This is a genomic window from Klebsiella sp. B345 (assembly GCF_051131735.1).
In the GTDB taxonomy this organism is placed as follows: Bacteria; Pseudomonadota; Gammaproteobacteria; order Enterobacterales; family Enterobacteriaceae; genus Klebsiella.
Window position 1 is genome coordinate 4,364,783 of record NZ_CP180443.1, and the last position, 18,863, is coordinate 4,383,645.

At 59.5% G+C, this 18,863-nt stretch carries 18 protein-coding genes; 12 read left to right on the plus strand and 6 right to left on the minus strand.

Annotated features, from left to right (window positions below; genetic code table 11):
- Window positions 1-166: 166 nt before the first annotated feature.
- The 7 genes from ACMYSO_RS20455 to ACMYSO_RS20485 are packed head-to-tail and all read left to right on the plus strand — an operon-like array spanning window position 167 to window position 8,207.
- Window positions 167-1,831 carry an ABC transporter substrate-binding protein gene (locus tag ACMYSO_RS20455; RefSeq protein WP_434667353.1) on the plus strand — a complete coding sequence of 555 codons (1,665 nt, stop codon included), beginning with the start codon at window positions 167-169 and terminating at the stop codon, window positions 1,829-1,831.
- Window positions 1,832-1,849: 18 nt separating this feature from the next.
- Complete coding sequence (locus ACMYSO_RS20460; RefSeq protein WP_123755864.1) at window positions 1,850-2,803, plus strand: ABC transporter permease; 954 nt, start codon at window positions 1,850-1,852, stop codon at window positions 2,801-2,803.
- Window positions 2,804-2,805: 2 nt separating this feature from the next.
- Entirely contained in the window at window positions 2,806-3,699 is an 894-nt protein-coding gene (locus tag ACMYSO_RS20465; RefSeq protein WP_434667356.1) for an ABC transporter permease, read from the plus strand.
- A 3-nt stretch (window positions 3,700-3,702) separates the two neighbouring features.
- On the plus strand, window positions 3,703-4,746 hold the full coding sequence (locus ACMYSO_RS20470; RefSeq protein ID WP_434667359.1) for an ABC transporter ATP-binding protein: 1,044 nt from the start codon (window positions 3,703-3,705) through the stop codon (window positions 4,744-4,746).
- On the plus strand, window positions 4,736-5,746 hold the full coding sequence (locus ACMYSO_RS20475) for an ABC transporter ATP-binding protein (RefSeq protein WP_434667362.1): 1,011 nt from the start codon (window positions 4,736-4,738) through the stop codon (window positions 5,744-5,746). The genes ACMYSO_RS20470 and ACMYSO_RS20475 overlap by 11 nt, the downstream gene beginning before the upstream one ends.
- Before the next feature lie 18 nt (window positions 5,747-5,764).
- Window positions 5,765-6,949: an amidase gene (locus tag ACMYSO_RS20480; RefSeq protein WP_434667365.1), complete on the plus strand. Its 1,185-nt coding sequence runs from the start codon at window positions 5,765-5,767 to the stop codon at window positions 6,947-6,949.
- A complete protein-coding gene (locus tag ACMYSO_RS20485) occupies window positions 6,939-8,207 on the plus strand; it encodes a Zn-dependent hydrolase (RefSeq protein ID WP_434667368.1) in 1,269 nt (422 codons plus the stop codon). Before ACMYSO_RS20480 ends, ACMYSO_RS20485 begins: the two co-directional genes overlap by 11 nt.
- Before the next feature lie 61 nt (window positions 8,208-8,268).
- Here the strand turns inward: ACMYSO_RS20485 and ACMYSO_RS20490 are convergent, their stop codons facing one another.
- A complete protein-coding gene (locus tag ACMYSO_RS20490; protein WP_434667370.1) occupies window positions 8,269-9,732 on the minus strand; it encodes a PLP-dependent aminotransferase family protein in 1,464 nt (487 codons plus the stop codon).
- Between the two features lie 235 nt (window positions 9,733-9,967).
- On the opposite strand from ACMYSO_RS20490, the gene ACMYSO_RS20495 reads away from it, so the two are divergent.
- The 4 genes from ACMYSO_RS20495 to ACMYSO_RS20510 are packed head-to-tail and all read left to right on the plus strand — an operon-like array spanning window position 9,968 to window position 12,942.
- The gene (locus tag ACMYSO_RS20495; RefSeq protein WP_123755871.1) at window positions 9,968-10,819 is read left to right on the plus strand and encodes a transporter substrate-binding domain-containing protein; all 852 of its coding nucleotides are present in this window, start codon (window positions 9,968-9,970) and stop codon (window positions 10,817-10,819) included.
- A gap of 47 nt (window positions 10,820-10,866) precedes the next feature.
- Window positions 10,867-11,508 (plus strand): amino acid ABC transporter permease, encoded by a 642-nt coding sequence (locus ACMYSO_RS20500; protein WP_434667373.1) that lies wholly within the window; start codon window positions 10,867-10,869, stop codon window positions 11,506-11,508.
- A 14-nt stretch (window positions 11,509-11,522) separates the two neighbouring features.
- On the plus strand, window positions 11,523-12,188 hold the full coding sequence (locus ACMYSO_RS20505; RefSeq protein WP_434667376.1) for an amino acid ABC transporter permease: 666 nt from the start codon (window positions 11,523-11,525) through the stop codon (window positions 12,186-12,188).
- On the plus strand, window positions 12,181-12,942 hold the full coding sequence (locus ACMYSO_RS20510) for an amino acid ABC transporter ATP-binding protein (protein WP_434667379.1): 762 nt from the start codon (window positions 12,181-12,183) through the stop codon (window positions 12,940-12,942). Before ACMYSO_RS20505 ends, ACMYSO_RS20510 begins: the two co-directional genes overlap by 8 nt.
- Window positions 12,943-13,113: 171 nt before the next feature.
- On the opposite strand, the gene ACMYSO_RS20515 is transcribed toward ACMYSO_RS20510, so the two are convergent.
- On the minus strand, window positions 13,114-13,878 hold the full coding sequence (locus ACMYSO_RS20515; protein ID WP_174508347.1) for an SDR family NAD(P)-dependent oxidoreductase: 765 nt from the start codon (window positions 13,876-13,878) through the stop codon (window positions 13,114-13,116).
- Between the two features lie 181 nt (window positions 13,879-14,059).
- On the opposite strand from ACMYSO_RS20515, the gene ACMYSO_RS20520 reads away from it, so the two are divergent.
- Window positions 14,060-15,397: an aspartate aminotransferase family protein gene (locus ACMYSO_RS20520; protein WP_434585981.1), complete on the plus strand. Its 1,338-nt coding sequence runs from the start codon at window positions 14,060-14,062 to the stop codon at window positions 15,395-15,397.
- Window positions 15,398-15,451: 54 nt separating this feature from the next.
- On the opposite strand, the gene ACMYSO_RS20525 is transcribed toward ACMYSO_RS20520, so the two are convergent.
- Genes ACMYSO_RS20525 through ACMYSO_RS20540 form a run of 4 tightly spaced genes read right to left on the minus strand, consistent with a single transcriptional unit; the run spans window position 15,452 to window position 18,854 of the window.
- Window positions 15,452-16,156: an ABC transporter ATP-binding protein gene (locus ACMYSO_RS20525; RefSeq protein WP_434667382.1), complete on the minus strand. Its 705-nt coding sequence runs from the start codon at window positions 16,154-16,156 to the stop codon at window positions 15,452-15,454.
- A complete protein-coding gene (locus ACMYSO_RS20530) occupies window positions 16,143-16,979 on the minus strand; it encodes an ABC transporter ATP-binding protein (protein ID WP_434667384.1) in 837 nt (278 codons plus the stop codon). Before ACMYSO_RS20530 ends, ACMYSO_RS20525 begins: the two co-directional genes overlap by 14 nt.
- Window positions 16,972-17,805, minus strand: coding sequence for an ABC transporter permease (locus tag ACMYSO_RS20535; RefSeq protein ID WP_434667386.1), 834 nt, complete (start codon window positions 17,803-17,805; stop codon window positions 16,972-16,974). Before ACMYSO_RS20535 ends, ACMYSO_RS20530 begins: the two co-directional genes overlap by 8 nt.
- A complete protein-coding gene (locus tag ACMYSO_RS20540) occupies window positions 17,805-18,854 on the minus strand; it encodes an ABC transporter permease (RefSeq protein ID WP_434667389.1) in 1,050 nt (349 codons plus the stop codon). The genes ACMYSO_RS20535 and ACMYSO_RS20540 overlap by 1 nt, the downstream gene beginning before the upstream one ends.
- Between the last annotated feature and the right edge of the window lie 9 nt (window positions 18,855-18,863).

Sequence of the window (18,863 nt, forward strand, 5' to 3'; positions counted from 1 at the left end):
GGCGGTGCAAAAAGATAAGTCAGGTTTATTTTTTTCAGATAAATCATTGGGATAATATAAGGCATCCTTATTTTATCCATTATTTTCCACTTATTTCACGGCAATTCAGATCTGGTATGCATCTTGCCTGTTAAATAACGAATATTTATTTAACAGGGACAATGTGATGCTGATGAAAAAATTATGCTTACGCAAATGCCGTCTCGCCGTTGCGGTCAGCGGGGCACTGGCGCTGTCTGCCGCGTTACCCGCCCACGCCTCGACGCTGCGGATCGCCATGACCGCGGCCGATATTCCCCTGACCCTCGGCCAGCCCGATCAGGGCTATGAAGGAAACCGCTTTACCGGGATTCCGCTTTACGATGCCCTCGTGGAGTGGGATCTGTCACAAGGTGAGAAGCCGAGTGGCCTGGTACCCGGCCTGGCGACGGAGTGGCACGTTGACCCGCAAAATCAGAGCCGCTGGATCTTTACCCTGCGCCCGGGCGTGAAGTTTCATGATGGCACCGAGGTCAATCCTGATGCCATTGTCTGGAACGTCGATAAGGTACTGAACAAAGCTGCGCCGCAATATGCCCCAGGCCAGATTGGCAATACGCTGTCGCGCATGCCGACCCTCACCGGAGCGGAAAAAATTGATGACCACACCGTCGCGCTGACCACCTCGGAACCGGATGCGCTGCTGCCGTACAATATTACCAACCTGTTTATTGTCTCACCCACCGCCTGGCAGAAACTGTATGACGCGGTGCCGGCCAGCACCGGCGATACCGCCGCGCGCAGCAAGCTGGCCTGGACCGAGTTTGCCGCCCATGCGGTGGGCAGCGGCCCGTTCAAAATGGAAAAATTGGTTCCCCGCCAGCAGCTGATCCTCGATAAAAACCCCGACTACTGGAATAAAGATCGCATCCCAAGAGTGGATAAAGTGGTGCTGATCCCGCTGCCGGAAGCCAACGCCCGCACCGCTGCGCTGCTCTCTAAACAGGTTGACTGGATCGAAGCGCCGGCCCCGGATGCGGTGGACCAGATTAAAGCCCAGGGCTTTAAAATCTACGCCAATACCCAGCCACACCTGTGGCCGTGGCAGTTCTCCTTTGAAGAAGGCTCTCCGTGGAAAGATATTCGGGTGCGCAAGGCCGCTAACCTGTGCCTGAACCGCGCCGAGCTGAAAAGCTACCTTGGCGGCTACATGACCGAAGCCACCGGCGTCTATGAAGCCGATAGTCCGTGGCATGGCAAGCCAACCTTCCAGATTAAATATGACCCGGAAACCGCCCGCAAGCTGATGACCGAAGCCGGATTCAGCGCCAGCAAACCGCTGCACGTTACGGTGGCAACCTCGGCTTCCGGATCCGGGCAGATGCAGCCGCTGCCGATGAACGAATACATCCAGCAGAGCCTGAAAAGCTGCTTCTTTAACGTCGATATCAAAGTGAACGAGTGGAACACCCTGTTCACCAACTGGCGTCTCGGGGCGAAAGATCCCTCGGCGAAAGGGATCGATGCGATCAACGTCAGCGCCGCGGTCAACGATCCCTACTTTGGCCTGATCCGCTTCTCTACCGCCAAAGCCTTCCCGCCGGTCGCCACCAACTGGGGCTATTTCTCCACCCCGGAAACCGAAAAGCTGGCCACCGCCGTGAAGCACGCCTTTACCCCGGCGGAGATGGACAAAGCCGCCGGTGAACTGCACGCCGCAGTGGTCGATCAGGTGCCGTTCCTGTTCGTCGCCCACGACGTTGGGCCGCGGGCGATATCTCCGGCGGTCACCGGCGTGGTACAGCCGCAAAGCTGGTTTATCGACCTCAGTCTGGTGAGCAAGAAAGAGTAATCGCAACGGGAGCTACCGATGATCAATACGCTGCTATATCGCATCCTACTGGCCATCCCCACCATGCTTGGGGTGGCGGTGATCTGTTTTATGTTGGTGCAGATAGCGCCGGGAGATCCGCTGGTCTCGGTGATGCCGCCGGATGCGTCCGAAGCCCTGCGTCAGACCTTAATGCAGGCCTACGGCTTTGATAAACCGCTGCCGCTGCAATTTGTTCACTGGCTGTGGCGGGCGCTACACGGTGACCTGGGGATGTCGGTGGCGACCGGTCGGCCGGTGATCGGCGAAGTGATGACCGCCGTTGGCTACTCGCTGCGTCTGGCGCTGCTGGCGACGGTGATCGGCTTTGTGCTGGGCAGCCTGTTTGGCTTTGTCGCCGGTTACTTCCGCAACAGCATTATTGACCGTCTGGCTTCGGTGCTGTCGGTGTTTGGCGTCAGCGTGCCGCACTACTGGCTGGGGATGCTGCTGGTTATCGTCTTTAGCGTTAAGTTCGCGCTGTTACCGGCGACCGGCGGCGGGCCGATTGGCGAAGTGGGCTGGCAGTGGGACTGGGAGCACCTGCAGTTCATGCTGCTACCGGCGATCACGCTGTCGGTGATCCCCACCGGGATCATCGCCCGCACCGTGCGTTCGCAGGTGGCGGACATTCTCAGCCAGGAGTTTATCGTCGGCCTGCGCGCCCGCGGGCTTAACGAGTCACGGATCTTTCTGCACGTGGTGAAAAATGCCGCCCCGACCGCACTGGCGGTGATGGGGTTGCAGGTGGGTTATCTGATGGGCGGCTCGATTCTGGTGGAGACGGTCTTCTCCTGGCCCGGCACCGGCCTGCTGCTCAATACCGCCATTTTCCAGCGCGACCTGCCGCTGTTGCAGGGCACCATCTGGGTGCTGGCGCTGTTCTTCGTGGTGCTCAACCTACTGGTGGATATGCTGCAAACCAGTCTCGACCCGCGCATTAAGAGGAGCTGACGATGGTGGATACTGTGACCCCAAAAAGCATGGCTGTGACGTCGGTTACCCCCGCCAGACAAGGCTACTGGCGCGGCGTGATGCGCCGTTTGCTGCGCGACCCCGGCGGCGTCTTCGTCGGGGCCATTATCCTGATCCTGTTGGCGTTGGCGCTGTTTGGCCCGTGGCTGATCGTAAAGGACCCGTATCAGACATCGATGTTTTTACGCCTCAAGCCGATCGGCACCGATGGTTTCCCGTTGGGGTCTGACGAACTCGGGCGCGATATGCTCTCAAGGTTGATCCTCGGCATCCGTCTGTCGCTGTTTATGGGTATTGTGCCAGTGGTCTTCGCCTTCTTTATCGGCGGGGCGATCGGCATTATCGCCGGCTATGCGGGCGGGAAAACCAACACCCTGATTATGCGCACCGTCGACGTTTTCTACGCTTTCCCTTCAGTGCTGCTGGCGATAGCGCTCTCCGGGGCGCTGGGAGCGGGTATCGGTAACGCGCTGCTGTCGCTGACGCTGGTGTTTGTCCCACAGGTGGCACGCATCGCCGAGAGCGTCACCGCCCAGGTACGGCATATGGACTATATCGAGGCCGCCCGGGCCACCGGCGCCAGCGCGTTTACCATTATTCGCGTTCAGGTGCTGGGCAACGTATTGGGGCCGATTTTCGTCTTCTCCACCGGGCTGATTTCGGTGTGCATGATCCTCGCCTCCGGGCTGTCGTTTCTCGGCCTCGGGGTGCGTCCGCCAGAGCCGGAGTGGGGCTTGATGCTGAACACCCTGCGCACGGCGATCTACACCCAGCCGTGGGTGGCGGCACTGCCTGGCCTGATGATCTTTATTACCTCCATTTCGTTCAATATCCTCGCGGACCGCCTGCGTGCGGCAATGGCGATTAAGGAGTAAGCGATGCAACCCTTTATCAATACCGACCTTGGTGGACCGGCCCAGCCGCTGCTGAAGGTCAATAATCTGCTCAAGCACTTTCCCGCCGGCGGCGGCAAAGGCCGCGACTTGGTGCAGGCGGTGGACGACGTCAGTTTTACGGTGCTCAAAGGCGAAACCCTCGGCGTGGTAGGGGAGTCGGGCTGCGGTAAATCGACCACCGCGCGCCTGCTGATGCAGCTGCTTAAGCAGGACAGCGGCGAGCTGATCTTTGATGGTCTGGAGGTAGGCTCATCGCGCCTGCCGATGAAAGCCTATCGCCGCCAGGTGCAGATGGTGTTTCAGGATAGCTACGCCTCGCTGAATCCTCGCATGACTATGGAAGAGAGCATTGCCTTCGGCCAGCGGGTGCATGGCGTCAGTGCCAAAGAGGCCAGCGAATATGCCCGCTATCTGCTGGCGCATGTTGGTCTTGAACCAGGGCGTTTTGCTCACCGTTATCCCCATGCGCTCTCCGGCGGCCAGCGTCAGCGCGTCAATATCGCCCGCGCGCTGGCAATGAAACCCCGGCTGGTGATCCTCGATGAAGCGGTCTCGGCGTTGGATAAATCGGTGGAAGCCCAGGTGCTGCAACTGCTGCAGGAGTTAAAACGCACCCTGGAACTCACCTATGTGTTTATCAGCCACGACCTGCACGTGGTGCGCTGGCTGTCGGATCGCATCCTGGTGATGTATCTCGGTGAAGTGGTGGAGATTGGCCCCGCGGAACAGCTGTTTACCGCCTCGGCCCACCCCTATACCCGCGCATTATTAAGCTCGATGCCGTCGATGGATCCGCAGCACCGCACTCTGACCTCGCCATTGAACGGCGATCCGCCGAGCCCGATTTCCCCGCCCTCCGGCTGCCGCTTCCATACCCGCTGTCCGCATGCCAGAGCGGTGTGCTCGCAGGTGAAGCCGAAGCTTGAAAACATTGCCGAGGGGCATCAAAGCGCCTGCCTGATGGCGCAGCCCGCCTCGTCCTGGCATCAGAATATTGCTATTCAGGAGGTGAGCCATGTCGCATGACGCTTATGTCCACATCCGCGATCTGCGGGTCGAGTTTCGCCGCGACGGTCAGACGGTCAACGCGGTCAACGGTGTCTCTTTCGATGTGCTAAAAGGCGAAGTCATGGCGCTGATTGGCGAGTCCGGGTCCGGGAAAAGCGTGACCCTGCGTGCCCTGATGCGTCTGCATCCGCCGAAAAGCAGCAACCTTTCCGGCACGATGCGGGTGGGGGGCGAAGAGGTGCTGACCATGAGCGCCTCGCAGCTGCGACGCTACCGTGGTGCGCGCTGTGCGATGATTTTCCAGGAGCCGCTGCTGGCGTTCGACCCGGTCTATACCGTCGGACAGCAAATTGTTGAAGGCCTGCGCCGCCATGAAGGGCTGTCGCGTCAGGCGGCGCGGGAACGGGCATTGGAGGCGCTACGTCAGGTGCGCATCCCCAGCCCAGAGCGGCGGCTGGATGCCTATCCGCACGAGATGTCCGGCGGTATGCGCCAGCGGGCGATGATTGCCCTCGCTCTCTCCTGTAATCCGCAACTGCTGCTGGCGGATGAACCGACTACTGCGCTGGATGCCACGGTGCAAATCCAGATCCTGATCCTGCTGCGCGAGCAGCAAAAGCAACGCGATCTGTCGATTATCTTTGTGACTCACGACATCGGTGCGGCGGTGGAGATCGCCGACCGGGTGGCGGTGATGTATGCCGGGCGCATCGTCGAGGAGGCGTCGATAGAGGACATTTTATATCGTCCTCGCCACCCTTATACCCAGGTGCTGTTGGGCAGCCGTCCGAAAGAGGGGCTAAAGAAGGGCGATGAGCTGCATTGCATTCCCGGCGCGCCGCCGGATCTCTCGCATCTGCCGCCCGGCTGCGCCTTTGCCGAACGCTGTCCGCACGCGCAGCCGGCCTGTACGCAGAGCCAGCCTGCTACCGAACAGGTCGGGCCGCGCCACGTAGTGAGCTGCCATCGCTGGCGGGCGCTGAGCCCATCCGTTGAACACCAGGCGCTGTACGCCTGAAGCACAGAGGAAACCACTATGCAGCATGAGCTTCGCGCCTTTATGCCCTATCCGGCGCATCCGGTGGTCCATGCGTTAAGCGGGCCGCTGAGCGGAATGACCTTTGCGGTCAAAGATTTGTTCGATGTGGCGGGCTACCCGACCGGCGGCGGTAATCCGCATCTGCTGGCGCTGTCCGGAATAAAAAACCGCACCGCGCCGGTGGTGCAGACGTTGCTGGACAACGGCGCGCGCTTTATCGGCAAAACCCACACCAGCGAGCTGGCGTACTCCATGAGCGGGCACAATGTGCATTACGGCACGCCGCGCAACGGCGCGGCACCAAATCATATTCCCGGCGGATCGTCGTCGGGGTCGGCGTCGGCGGTGTCGAATGACGCCTGCGATTTTGCTCTCGGTACCGATACCGGCGGGTCGGTGCGCACGCCGGCCAGCTACTGCGGATTGTACGGCCTGCGTCCAACCCACGGTCGTCTCTCCCTCGACGGCTGCCAACCGCTATGCGCCACTATGGATACCTGCGGTTTCTTTGCCCGTTCAGCAACGGTTTTTTCCGCCGTGGCGGACTGTCTGCTGGGCGAGGCGTCTGCGGATATCGCGAATGTGCAGCTGGCTAGCCACGATGGCCTGTTTTCCCGCCTGCCGCTGCGCAGCCTGCAGGCGCTGCAGCCGGTGCGTCAACGAATCGGCCGTGAGTTCGGGCCGGTTTCCGCGCTGAGCGCGCCGCTGCCGGAAGTGGACGCGATTTATCTCGCCTTTCGCCAGATTCAGGGCTACGAGGCGTGGCAGTCGCAGGGCGAGACCATTGAGCGCTATGGCCTGCAGCTGGGGCCGGACGTGCGTGAACGCTTTTTCTGGGGCAAAGCGGTGACCAGCGCGCAGTTTGAAGCCGCCTGCCAGCAGCGCGAACGTTTTAGCGCCTGGTGGGACCAACAGCTCGGTGATGCGGTACTGCTGATGCCGACCGTTCCCGACGGAGCGCCGCTGCTGACGGCGCAGGCGGAAGAGATCGAAGCGGTGCGCCGTCTTTCCCACGATTTGTTGTTAATTTCGGTGATGACCCGGCGCCCGCAGGTGACGCTGCCGGTCGCTCAGGTCGGCGGTCTGCCGCTGGGCATCTCACTTTTAGGGCCGCGCGGCAGCGATCGTCTGCTGGTCGCGCTGGCCAGCGCATTGATGAAAGGAGAGCAATATGAGCAGTGATGTCCTTTTTACTCCCGTAACCGAGACCGCCGCCTGCCGTATCAATGGCGAACGTCTGTGGGATTCCCTGATGACGCTGGCGCAAATCGGCGCCACGCCGAAGGGCGGCTGCTGTCGTCTGACCCTGACCGACCTCGACCGCCAGGGGCGGGATTTGGTAATTGGCTGGGCGCAAGCGGCCGGGATGAGCGTCACCGTGGATAAAATCGGTAACGTGTTTATGCGCCGGGAAGGGCGTAACCCGGCGTTGCCGCCGGTGGTGTCCGGCAGCCACATCGATACCCAGCCAACCGGCGGTAAATTTGACGGCAACTACGGCGTGCTGGCGGCGCTGGAGGTGGTGCGCACCCTGAACGATCTGGAGATCGAAACCGAGGCGCCGATTGAAGTGGTGTTCTGGACCAACGAAGAAGGGTCACGCTTTGTGCCGGTGATGATGGGCTCCGGGGTATTTGCCGGGGTCTTCCCGCTGGAGACGATCTACGCGGCGCAAGATACCGAAGGCAAAACCGTCGGCGAAGAGCTGGCGCGTATCGGCTATATCGGCAGCCAGACGCCGGGCGATCATCCGATTGGCGCCTACTTCGAAGCGCATATCGAACAGGGACCGATTCTGGAAGATGAAGAGAAAATTATCGGTATCGTGCAGGGCGTGTTGGGGATCCGCTGGTATGACTGCGTGGTGACCGGCCAGGCTTCCCACGCCGGACCGACGCCGATGCGTCTGCGCCAGGATGCATTGCAGGTGGCGACCCGCATAATGCAGGAAGTGGTGGCGATTGCCGGGCGTAGCACCGAGGGGCGCGGCACGGTGGGGATGGTGCAGGTCCATCCGAACAGCCGCAACGTGGTGCCGGGTGAGGTGGCGTTTTCCATTGATATGCGCAATCTCAGCGATGTGCTGGTGGATGAGATGGATCGCCTGCTGCGGGCGTTTATCGATCGCGTCGAGCAGGAGAGCGGGCTGACGGTAGCGCTGAAAGAGGTCAGCCACTATCCGGCGGCGCCGTTCCACCCTGAGTGTCAGGCGGCGATTGCCGGGGCCGCGCAGCGTCTGGGGTATCCGGCGCGGGAGATTGTCTCCGGGGCCGGGCATGATGCGGTGTATATGAGCTATCTGGCGCCCACCGGGATGATTTTTATCCCCTGTAAGGATGGTATCAGCCACAACGAAATCGAGTATGCCTCACCGGAGCATGTTACCGCCGGGGCGAACGTGCTGCTGCAGGTTATGTTGCAGTACGCGCAAGCGGTGTAGGCGGTCTGGTCGCCCGGACAGGCGCAACGCGCCGACTCCGGGAGACGTTCTGTGGCTGCCGTTAACCCATCTGCGCCAGCTGCCCGCGCAGCACGTCGACCCCTTGTTCGATAGCGTCGGGGTTAATGGCGTGGAACCCCATGCGGAAGAAGTTACCCGGTGGCGCATCGCTGAGAAAATGCCGCGCGCCGGGTTCAATTAGTACGCCTGCGTGGGCGGCGCGCCAGGTCAACTGCTGGGTGTTGATCTGCTCCGGGGTCGCCAGCCAGAAGGCGTTGGCATGTTCGCTGCCGGCAATAATTTGGCACTCTGGCAGATAGTGTTGCAGGGCATTATGCAGGCGATCCCAGCGCTGGGCGGAGTCGTAATGGTAGCGTCGCAGATGCGTTTCGTAATGGCCCTGGGCGAGGAAATGGGCCATCTGATACTGAATATTGGTTGGCGGATGGCGATACATCAACCGGCGTAGCGCTCGCGCTTCGTCAATCAGGTCCGGGTCGGCAACCATAAAGCCTAAACGCAGGCCCGGCGACAGCGCTTTTGACAGGCTGCTGACGTACACCACTCTGCCGCTACGGTCGCTGGCCTTCAGCGCCGGGAGCGGGTTGAGCATAAAGTTACTTTCCGAGTCGTAATCATCCTCAATAATCACCGCGTCGTGGCGCGTGGCGTGCTCCAGCAGCTGGCTGCGTCGCGCCTTGCTCATCGCCACGCCGGTCGGCACCTGGTGGCCCGGGGTAACGTAGTAGTAATCGCAGGGGGCGTCGTTAAGGACAATGCCCTGTTCATCCACCGGGTGAGGCACAATATCGGTATCGGCGAGTAGGAAGGTGTTGATGGCCTCGCGAAAGCAGGGGTTCTCCACGCCCACGCGGGTCTTCGCTGACATCAGCAGGCGGGTCAGCAGGTACAGCGCATTCTGCGAACCGAGGGTGATCAGGATCTCATCCGGCGCCGCCACAATGCCGCGTTTTGGCAACACCCGGGTGCGGATCTGCTCAATCAGCATCGGTACATCCTGGTCGATATGGTCCACCACCCATGCCGGGTCGCGCACGCCGCCGTGCAGCCAGTTGGCCGCCGAACGCCAGGTCGCTAGCGGGAACTGGCGGGTATCTGGTTGACCGTAGATAAACGGATAGCGGTAGTTCATCCAGCCCGCTGGTTTGAGAATCGACTCCTGTTGGCTGGGGGTGATTTGCAGCCGCGCGCCCCATCGTGGTGCAGAACTCTCGCGTTGCGGTGCAGTTTCCACGGTGGCGGCAGGGGAATGCTGGTAATCCGGATGCAGATAATACCCGCTGCGCGGGCGGCTGATGAGGTAGCCTTCGTTCACCAGGCTTTCAAACACCAGCGCCGTGGTATTGCGCGATACCCGTAGCTGGCTGGCCAACTGGCGGCAGGAAGGGAGCGGGGTATCGGCGGAAAAAATCCCGCCCAGAATGGCGTTAATCAGCGTCTCGCGCACCTGCTCCTGCAAACCGCGGTGCGGGTCGAAATCTACGTGTAACAGGTGTCGGATCATGCTCAGCTCCTTACGCAAACGCGTGCTGCAAGAACTGGAGCAAATTCCATACCACCCTGAAAATGACTGACACATCCCCGCAGTGAATCTGGCTCTATCGAGAAATTTAAAACCGTCCCTACAGTAAAAATGTATTCATCAGCCGTGGACCGGAACGTCTGTCGGCACATATTTTGCAAAACCTTTTCATGTTCGGGAATGAACACGTCTGGCGAATTAATTTAGGGGTGGATTGATGAAAAAATCATTAGGTTCAATGTGTCTTGGCGCCGTTATGGCAATGGCCTTTTCTTATCACGCAGTCGCCGCAGATCTTCCGGAAATTGAAAAATCCGGCACCCTGAAAGTCGCGACGGAAGATGATTACGCGCCTTTTAACTTTATGAATAACGGCCAGGCTGACGGCTTCAACAAAGATATGCTAGATGAATTGCGCAAATATGCAAAATTCCATGTTGAGCAAAGTATTTTACCGTGGACCGGATTATTAGCGGCGGTGTCAACCGGCCAGTACGATATGGCGTTAACCGGTGCGGTTATAACCGATGACCGTCTGAAAGTGTTTGATTTCACCCCACCGTGGGCGTCTGCCCAGCACTATTTTGTTAAACGTGCCGGCGATAACTCACTGAATACTATTGCTGACCTCAGCGGTAAAAAAGTGGGGGTTCAGGCGGGTAGTGCGCTGCTGGCGCGTCTGCCGGAGCTGAAAGCGATGCTGGAGAAAGGCGGCGGTAAGCTGGGGCCGGTGGTGGAGTACCCTTCCTACCCGGAAGCCTACGCCGATCTGGCTAACAAACGCCTCGATTACGTGATTAACGTGGTTATTTCGGTTAACGACCTGGCTAAAGCCAAACCGAAGGTCTTCGCCAAGGGGCTACCGGTGTCGGGTCCTGGCTATATGGCCTGGCCGATTCCGAAAAACTCACCGCAGCTGTTGGCCTATATGACCAAATTTATGAACCATATGCGCGAAACCGGCAAGCTCGCCGAGTTGCAGAAAAAATGGTTTGGCGAAACCTACGATGACCTCCCGACAGAGCCGATTACCAACCCGGAACAGTTCCATAAGCTGGCTGGTTTCTGACAAGTTGCGGCGGGTAACCGCCGCGTGTTAATGCGAAGGAGGGCTCTATGGACGCAATTTCCTGGCAGTTACTGATTGAAGGCGCATGGACGACCCTCTGGATTTCGGCTATTGCGATTACTTTTGGCGTAGTGATTGGTTTGCTGATTGCGCTGGTGCGGATGTTGCGCCTGCCGGTTATCGATCAGCTGCTGGTGGTGTATATCAGCCTGGCCCGCGCCACGCCGCTGGTGACGCTGGTGCTGTTTCTGTTTCTCTCGCTGCCCACCGTGGGGATCAACCTCGACAAAAACACGGCGGCTATCGTCGCGCTGACCCTCAACACATCGGCGTTTAACGCGGAAATCTGGCGTAACGCCTTCCGCACCTTCCCCCGTGAACAGCGCGAGGCGGCAGAGTCCGTTGGGATGGGGCGCTGGACCTATTTCCGTTACATCATGCTGCCGCAGATGTGGATCGAGAGCCTGCCAGCACTGGTCAACGAAATGTCTTTCCTGATTAAAGGCAGCCCGGCGATCGCGGTGATCGGCGTGGTCGATTTGACCCGCGTGACCAACCGGATTTCATCCGTCACTTACGAACCCTTGTCGCCAATCCTTGCGGCGGGTCTGCTGTACGTTGTGCTTATCGGTACGCTGCTGAAATTGCAAAGTATCGCGGAACGTAAAGCCAAACGCCTGGCGCGATAATCATAGGAGGATTTATGAATCAGTGGGCCGTTATCTGGTCAGTGCGCGACAGCTTTATCGCAGGATTGCTCGCTACTCTTGAGCTTTTTATTACCGCAGCAGTCGTTGGATTTATCGCCGGAATCGTCTTGTGCTATTTAACCGAATATCAGAAAAAGGCCCTCAACCGGTTAATTGTTGGCTTTGTCAGCTTAATGCGGGCCATTCCTTTTCTGATTCTGGCCTATTTGCTCTATTACGGATTACCGGAAGTTGGGATCAGTATGGAAGCATGGACCGCCGGATTAATTGCGTTAATTATCTACCATGGCGCCTATTTCTTTGAAATATTGCGCAGCCAGCGCCGGGTATTTTCCGGGGGCTATATCGAAGCCGCCGTTGCCCAAGGGTTTTCGCGTTATCAAATTTTTCGGCGGATTATTTTGCCGAATATCGTCTCATCAGCCTTACCGCTACTGGGTAACCAGTTGATTATTTGCCTGAAGGATACTGCTTTTCTGAGCATTATCACCGTTCAGGAGATTACCGCCGCGGCCAACAGCGTCCAGGCAACCTATTTCATCCCGTTTAACGCGTTTATTGTCGCCATTGCGCTGTACTGGGCCGTCAGCATTGTGCTGGAGCTACTGATTAAACGACTGAGCGCTCTGGGAGCCAAAAGAGGAATGAGTCATGCCTGATACAACGGCTGTGAGTATTAAAAACGTCTCCAAGCAGTTTGATAATGTCGAAGTGCTGCGCGATATCAACCTGACGGTTGAAAAGGGGTCGGTGGTGAGTATTTTAGGCTCGTCTGGCTCCGGTAAATCGACGCTTCTGCGCTGTATGAACTGGCTGGAGCAGCCGGATCGCGGCGAGATCCATATCGGCGGCCAGCGTCTGGGAATTGACGAACAAAACGGTAAGGCCATGTCCCACCGTCAGCTGTCGAAGATTCGCGAGCGGGTGGGGATGGTGTTCCAGAGCTTTAATCTGTGGCCGCACCTGAGCGTGCAGCAGAATGTCAGCGAAGCGCTGCTGCGTGTCAAAGGCATGAAGCGCGATGAAGCCAATGCCATTGCCCTGCAGCAGTTGGAAAAGGTGGGGATGGCGCACAAAGCCGATGCCTGGCCGATTACCCTGTCCGGTGGCCAGAAACAGCGCGTGGCAATTGCCCGTTCGCTGGCGATGTCGCCGGAGGTGATCCTGTTTGATGAACCGACGTCGGCGCTGGACCCCGAGTTGGTCAATGAGGTGCTGGGAGTCATGAAGGCGCTGGCGGCAGAGGGGTACACCATGGTGGTGGTGACCCACGAAATGGATTTCGCCCGTCAGGTGTCAGATGAAGTGGTGTTTCTTGAAAAAGGATTGCTGATTGAGAAAGCGCCTCCGGAGAAGTTTTTCACCAACCCGGACTCCGAACGCGTCAGACAGTTTTTGCAAAGCAGCCGCTAATAAGAATGCCGCCCTGGAGGCGGCGTTTTTATGTGTATACCTGTCATACTTCACGTTGCCTGGGTGTTGGCTGCACTCGTTCACCCCAGTCACTTACCTGTGTAAGCTCCTGGGGATTTACGGCCTTGCCGCCTACAAGCAACTCGAATTATTTAGGGTATAGAACCGGTGTTAATCGCGGTCAATGGCAAACGGCTGCCAGGCCTGACGCACCGGCATCACCTCAACGCGGTTGATATTCATATGATCCGGTAGGGTGGCGATGTAAAACATCTGTTCGGCAATATCCATCGCGCTAAGCGGGGTGGTGCCGCGATACAGGTTATCCGACGCCGCCTGGTCGCCTTTGGTGCGCACCAGGGTAAATTCCGTTTCGGCAATGCCCGGAGCCAGGTCGGTGACGCGCACCCCGGTCCCGAGCAGGTCGCAGCGCAGGTTGTAGCTAAACTGCTTCACAAAGGCTTTGCTGGCGCCATACACGTGGCTGCCCGGATAGGGCCACTGGCCGGCGATAGAGCCGATATTGATGATGCTGGCGCCCGCGCCGTGGTTAATCAGCGTCGGCAGCAGCGCGTGAGTAACGTTCACCAGCCCGGTGACGTTGGTGTCGATCATCGTTTTCCAGTCTTCCAGATCGACCTTCTGCGCCGGCAGCGGCGATAGCGCCAGCCCGGCGTTATTGATAAGCGTAGTCACATCGGCAAACTCAGCGGGAAGGGCCGCCACCGCTGCCGCCACCGCGTCGCTGTCGCGGACGTCAAGTTCGATAATATGCACCGGGACTTGCGCGGCGAGCTTATCCTGTAATGTCTTCAGTCGCTCAAAACGACGTCCGCTGAGGACCAATGACCAGCCTGCCTCGGCAAAGACCTGTGCTGCTGCCTCCCCAAATCCCGAGGTTGCCCCGGTAATAAACACCACTTTGCTCGTTGTCATTTCATGCTCCTGTGCAGGTTGTCGACCCACTATAAAAAAGCCTTCCTGACGGGCACAGAGCCAGACGCGCTGTGGCGATGTGACACGGTGTCACATCATTTTCCTCGCACTGGCTCTATCCGTTTTCCCGCTATGCAGCCAATGATGAATCCAACAACAACGACATGAGAGAGGGCAGGGTATGAAGCTGGCATTACAGAACGATGTTACGGTAAGCAACGATGAAGTACGCCAACTGGATCGTGCTTATGTCTTTCATTCGTGGTCGATACAGGGCAACGTCAATCCGCTGGTGATTGCCGGGGCTAAAGGGTGTGAACTGTGGGACTACGACGGCAATACCTACCTTGATTTCAGCAGCCAGCTGGTGAACGTCAACATCGGCTATCAGCATCCTCGCGTGCTGGCGGCCATGAAAGCGCAGATGGATGAGCTGGTGACCATTGCGCCAGCTACCGCCAACCTGGCGCGTGGCGAAGCGGCAAAACGCATCGTTGAACTGGCGCCGGAAGGCTTCAGCAAGGTGTTTTTCACCAACGCCGGGGCGGATGCTAACGAGAACGCTATCCGCATGGCGCGACTGTACACCGGGCGCGATAAAGTGCTGTCGGCCTACCGCTCCTACCACGGTAATACCGGTAGCGCGATTGCCGCCACCGGCGACTGGCGTCGCGTACCGAACGAATATTCACGCGGACACGTGCACTTCTTTAACCCGTACCTCTATCGCAGCGAATTTAACGCGCTGACGGAAGAGGAAGAGTGTCAGCGTGCGCTGGCCCATCTGCGCAGAATGATCGAGTGTGAAGGCCCGACCGCCATCGCCGCGATTCTGCTGGAGTCGATTCCGGGGACCGCCGGGATCCTGGTGCCACCTGATGGTTATATGCAGGGCGTGCGAGCGCTGGCCGATGAGTTCGGCATCGTGCTGATCCTCGATGAAGTCATGGCCGGATTTGGGCGTACCGGTAGCTGGTTTGCCTTTGAACAGGACGGTATCGTGCCGGATCTGGTGACCTTCGCCAAAGGGGTTAACGCCGGGTATGTGCCAGCCGGCGGGGTGCTGATCAGCGATCCTATCGCCCGCTACTTTGACGACCATTTCTTTGCCGGGGGACTGACCTATTCCGGCCACCCGCTGGCGATGGCGGCGATTGTCGCCACCATTGACGCGATGAAAGAAGAGAAGGTAGTGGAGAACGCGGCGACCATCGGCAATGAGGTGCTGCGTCCGGGTCTGGAAGCGCTGGCGGAGAAACACGCAATTATCGGTAACGTGCGCGGTCGTGGCCTGTTCCAGGCGCTGGAACTGGTCAGCAATCGTGAGCAGAAAACGGCGTTAACCGCGGCGGATATGGCGGCGATTAAAGGGGCGTTAACCGAGGCTGGCCTGCTGGCGTTTGTGGTGGAAAACCGCATCCACGTAGTGCCGCCGTGCACCATCAGCGCCGAGCAGGTGGCGAAAGGGCTGGCGATTTTCGACAGCGTCTTCAGCCGCTTTGCCAGCCTGGCGAAGTAACGCCCGCGCGCTATGATTCCCGGATAAGGCATCGACGTCTTATCCGGAAAAACCTTATCCCATCCGATGTTCACCGTTCACCAGCGCTTCGCGGTCGAAGAAGCGCTGAATTACCCCTTGCGCCATAAAGGCCGCCCGGTCTGACATATGGGCAATCACATCGGCATCGTGGCTGACCAGCAGATAGGTCATTCCATGCTCCTGTTTCAGCCGGTTCAGCAGATTGAGGATCTCCGCCTGCACTGACATATCCAGCGCCGAGGTCGGCTCATCCAGCAGCAGGATCTGCGGGCGCAGCAGCAGGGCGCGGGCAATCGCCACGCGCTGACGCTGGCCGCCGGAGAGTTGGTGAGGATAGCGTTGGACGGCATCCGCCGGCAGCCCTACCTGTTCCAGCGCGGTGGTTACCCGTTGCGTAATCTCGTCGATACCATGAATTTTCAGCGGCTCTGCCAGGGTGCGCCACAGAGTATGATTGGGATGCAGCGACGCGTAAGGATCCTGAAACACCATCTGCACGTTGCGCCGCAACGCCCCCTGAAAACGCACCCCAGGTGTGATGGCCTTATCGAAGAGCTCGACGCGGCCATGCCACTCGCGCTGAAGACCGGCGAGCACCCGTAAAATAGTTGACTTCCCGCAGCCGGAGGCGCCGATCAGGCTGAAGGTTTCCCCCGCCTCAACGCTGAAAGTGGCGGCAGAAACTGCCGTTTTATCGGCAAAATTGACCTGCAATGCATCGAGATTAACGACTGCCATGTGCCGCCTCCGTAAAATCCAGGGTTCTGTCGAGCGTCGGCAACATCTGGCCATAGGTGCCGGCATCGGGACGGCAGGTCCAGAGCGTGCGGGTATAGGGATGGCTCGCCTGTGGCAGTTCCCGCGCCGGCATCTCATCTACCTGCATACCCTGATACATCACCAGCACCCGGTGGCAATGTTCCGCCACCAGCGGCAGATCGTGGCTAATCAACAGCATCGCCATTTGCCGCTGCTCACACTGTTCCACCAGCAGCTCGAGTATCTGGTTACGCAGCCGGGAGTCGAGCGCCGAGGTGGGCTCGTCAGCAATCAGCACTTTCGGGTTGTTAAGCAGCGCGATGGCGATCATCACCCGCTGTCCCATCCCGCCGGAGAGCTCGCCGGGATAACGGCTGAGCACCGGGAGATCGAGGCCGACGGCATTTATGGCGGCTTTTACCGCCTCCAGCCGGGCGTGGCGGTTCAGACGCTGATGCAGCGTTAACGCTTCTTCCAGCTGTGCCTGAATGCTTTGTACCGGGTTCAACGCATAGCGCGGGTCCTGCAAAATCATGGCGATATCGTTGCCGCGCAACGCCCGCCAGCTGCGGTCGTTGAGGGTCAGAAGGTCGTGCCCCAGCACGTTCAACGTTTCTGCGCTGACCATCCCTGGTTTGCGTACCAGCCCCATCAGAGCGCGGGCGGTCATGGATTTGCCCGAACCGGACTCGCCCACCAGCGCCAGCCGTTCGTTGCCAAGGGTAAAGTTGACGTTATTCACCACCCGGGCGGCAGGGTAGTCGATGCACAGCCCGCTAACGGAGAGTCGGGTATCAGTCATGTTGTGGCTCCAGAACATCGCGCAGGCCGTCGCCCAGCAGGTTAAATGCCAGGCTGGCGATCAGGATCACCGCGCCTGGGGCGGCGGCAATCCACCACTGATCGAAAATGACCTGCATGCCGTCGGCAATCATCGCCCCCCATTCCGCCATCGGCGGACGCGCGCCGAGGCCAAGGAAGCCCAGCCCGGCGGCGGCGAGAATAATTCCCGCCAGGTCCAGCGCCAGCCGCACGATAGCAGAAGGCAGGCACAGCGGCAGAATATGGCCGACCAGCAAACGCCAGCCGCGGATCCCCATCATTTCGGCGGCGGCCAGATAATCACTGTGGCGCAGGCGCTGTATTTCGCTTCGTGCCTGGCGGGCATAGGCCGGCCAGGTGGTGAGGGCCAGCGCCAGCGCGCCGTTGACCAGCCCTGGCCCGAGCATGGCAACAAAGGCAAAGGCGAGGATCAGGCGCGGCATTGACATCACCACGTCGGTGAAGCGCATCAAAATACGCTCCAGCCAGCCGCCGTAATAGCCGGACAAAATTCCCACCAGCAGGCCAACGGGCAGGGTGATAAGGGTGACCAGCGCCACCAGCCCCAGCGCCGGACGCGCGCCGTAAATCAGACGTGAGAGCAGGTCGCGGCCATAGCTGTCGGTGCCGAGCCAGTGCTGGGCACCCGGCCCCTGCAACCGCGCGGCGGCATCCTGCCAGTTAGGGTCGAGCGGCGCCAGCCAGGGGGCGAACAGCGCCACCAGCAGCAGCAAGGTGATAATCACCAGCCCGCAAAAGGCGGCGGGGGAGCGACGCAGGCGACGCAAAAACAGATAGGCCGGCATCAGCGTACCCTCGGGTCGGTCAACCGGACCAGCAGGTCGGTGAGGTTATTAATGAAGACAAAACTCGCGCCAATCAGCAGCGTACCGCCCATGATGGCGGTGGTATCGCCGGCAAACAACGCGGTGGTCAGGTAGCGGCCAATTCCCGGCCAGGAGAAGACGGTTTCGGTCAGGACCGCTCCTTCGAGCATCGAGGTCCAGGCCAGCGCGATCACCGTCAGCAGGGTGCCACGGATGTTCGGCAGCACGTGGCGCAGCAGAATCACCATCTCGCTGGCGCCTTTGGCGCGGGCCAGCAGGATATACTCTTTGTTCATCTCGCTCAGGCAGGCGGAGCGGGTCAGGCGGGTAATGCTGGCCAGCGAATAGTATCCCAGCAGCAGCACCGGCAGCAGCAGATGGCCGATGGCGTTTTTGAACGCCGCTTTATCGCCGGAGAGCCAGGTGTCGATCAGCACGAAGCCGGTCCGGGGCTCGACGGTATATTGATAAATATCGTCCATTCGACCGGGACCTGGCGTCCACTGCAGTTTGGCGTAGAACAGCGCCAGCATCAGCAGGCCGAGCCAGAAAATGGGCACCGAGTTGCCGATCAGGGTAAAGGTGCGTACCGCCAGATCCCATGGCGACCCCACGTAGCGTGCGCACAGTACGCCGGAGATAACCCCCAGCAACGCGCCAACGATCAACGCCAGCGTGGCCAGTTCGAGAGTCGCGGGGAAGGTGGCAAGCAGATCCTGCAGCACCGGCTGACCGGTGGAGCTGGCAATGCCCAGATCGCCGTGGGCCAGATTGACCAGGTAATGCCAGAACTGCACCGGCAGGGCGCGATCCAGCCCGAGCTGGTGGCGAACCTGATCGTAGGTGGACTGGCTGGCATGATCGCCAACAATTTGCAGCACCCGGTCAACTGGCGATAGCGCCGAGAGTGCAAAGGTTACCAGCAGCAGACCGAGCAGGGTCAGCGCCAGGGTGAACAGCCCCTGAAATAGCGCGAGCAGAGGGCGCGCGCTGCGCCGCTCTGCTCTGGTAGGTAAAACAGCAGACATGGTTATTCC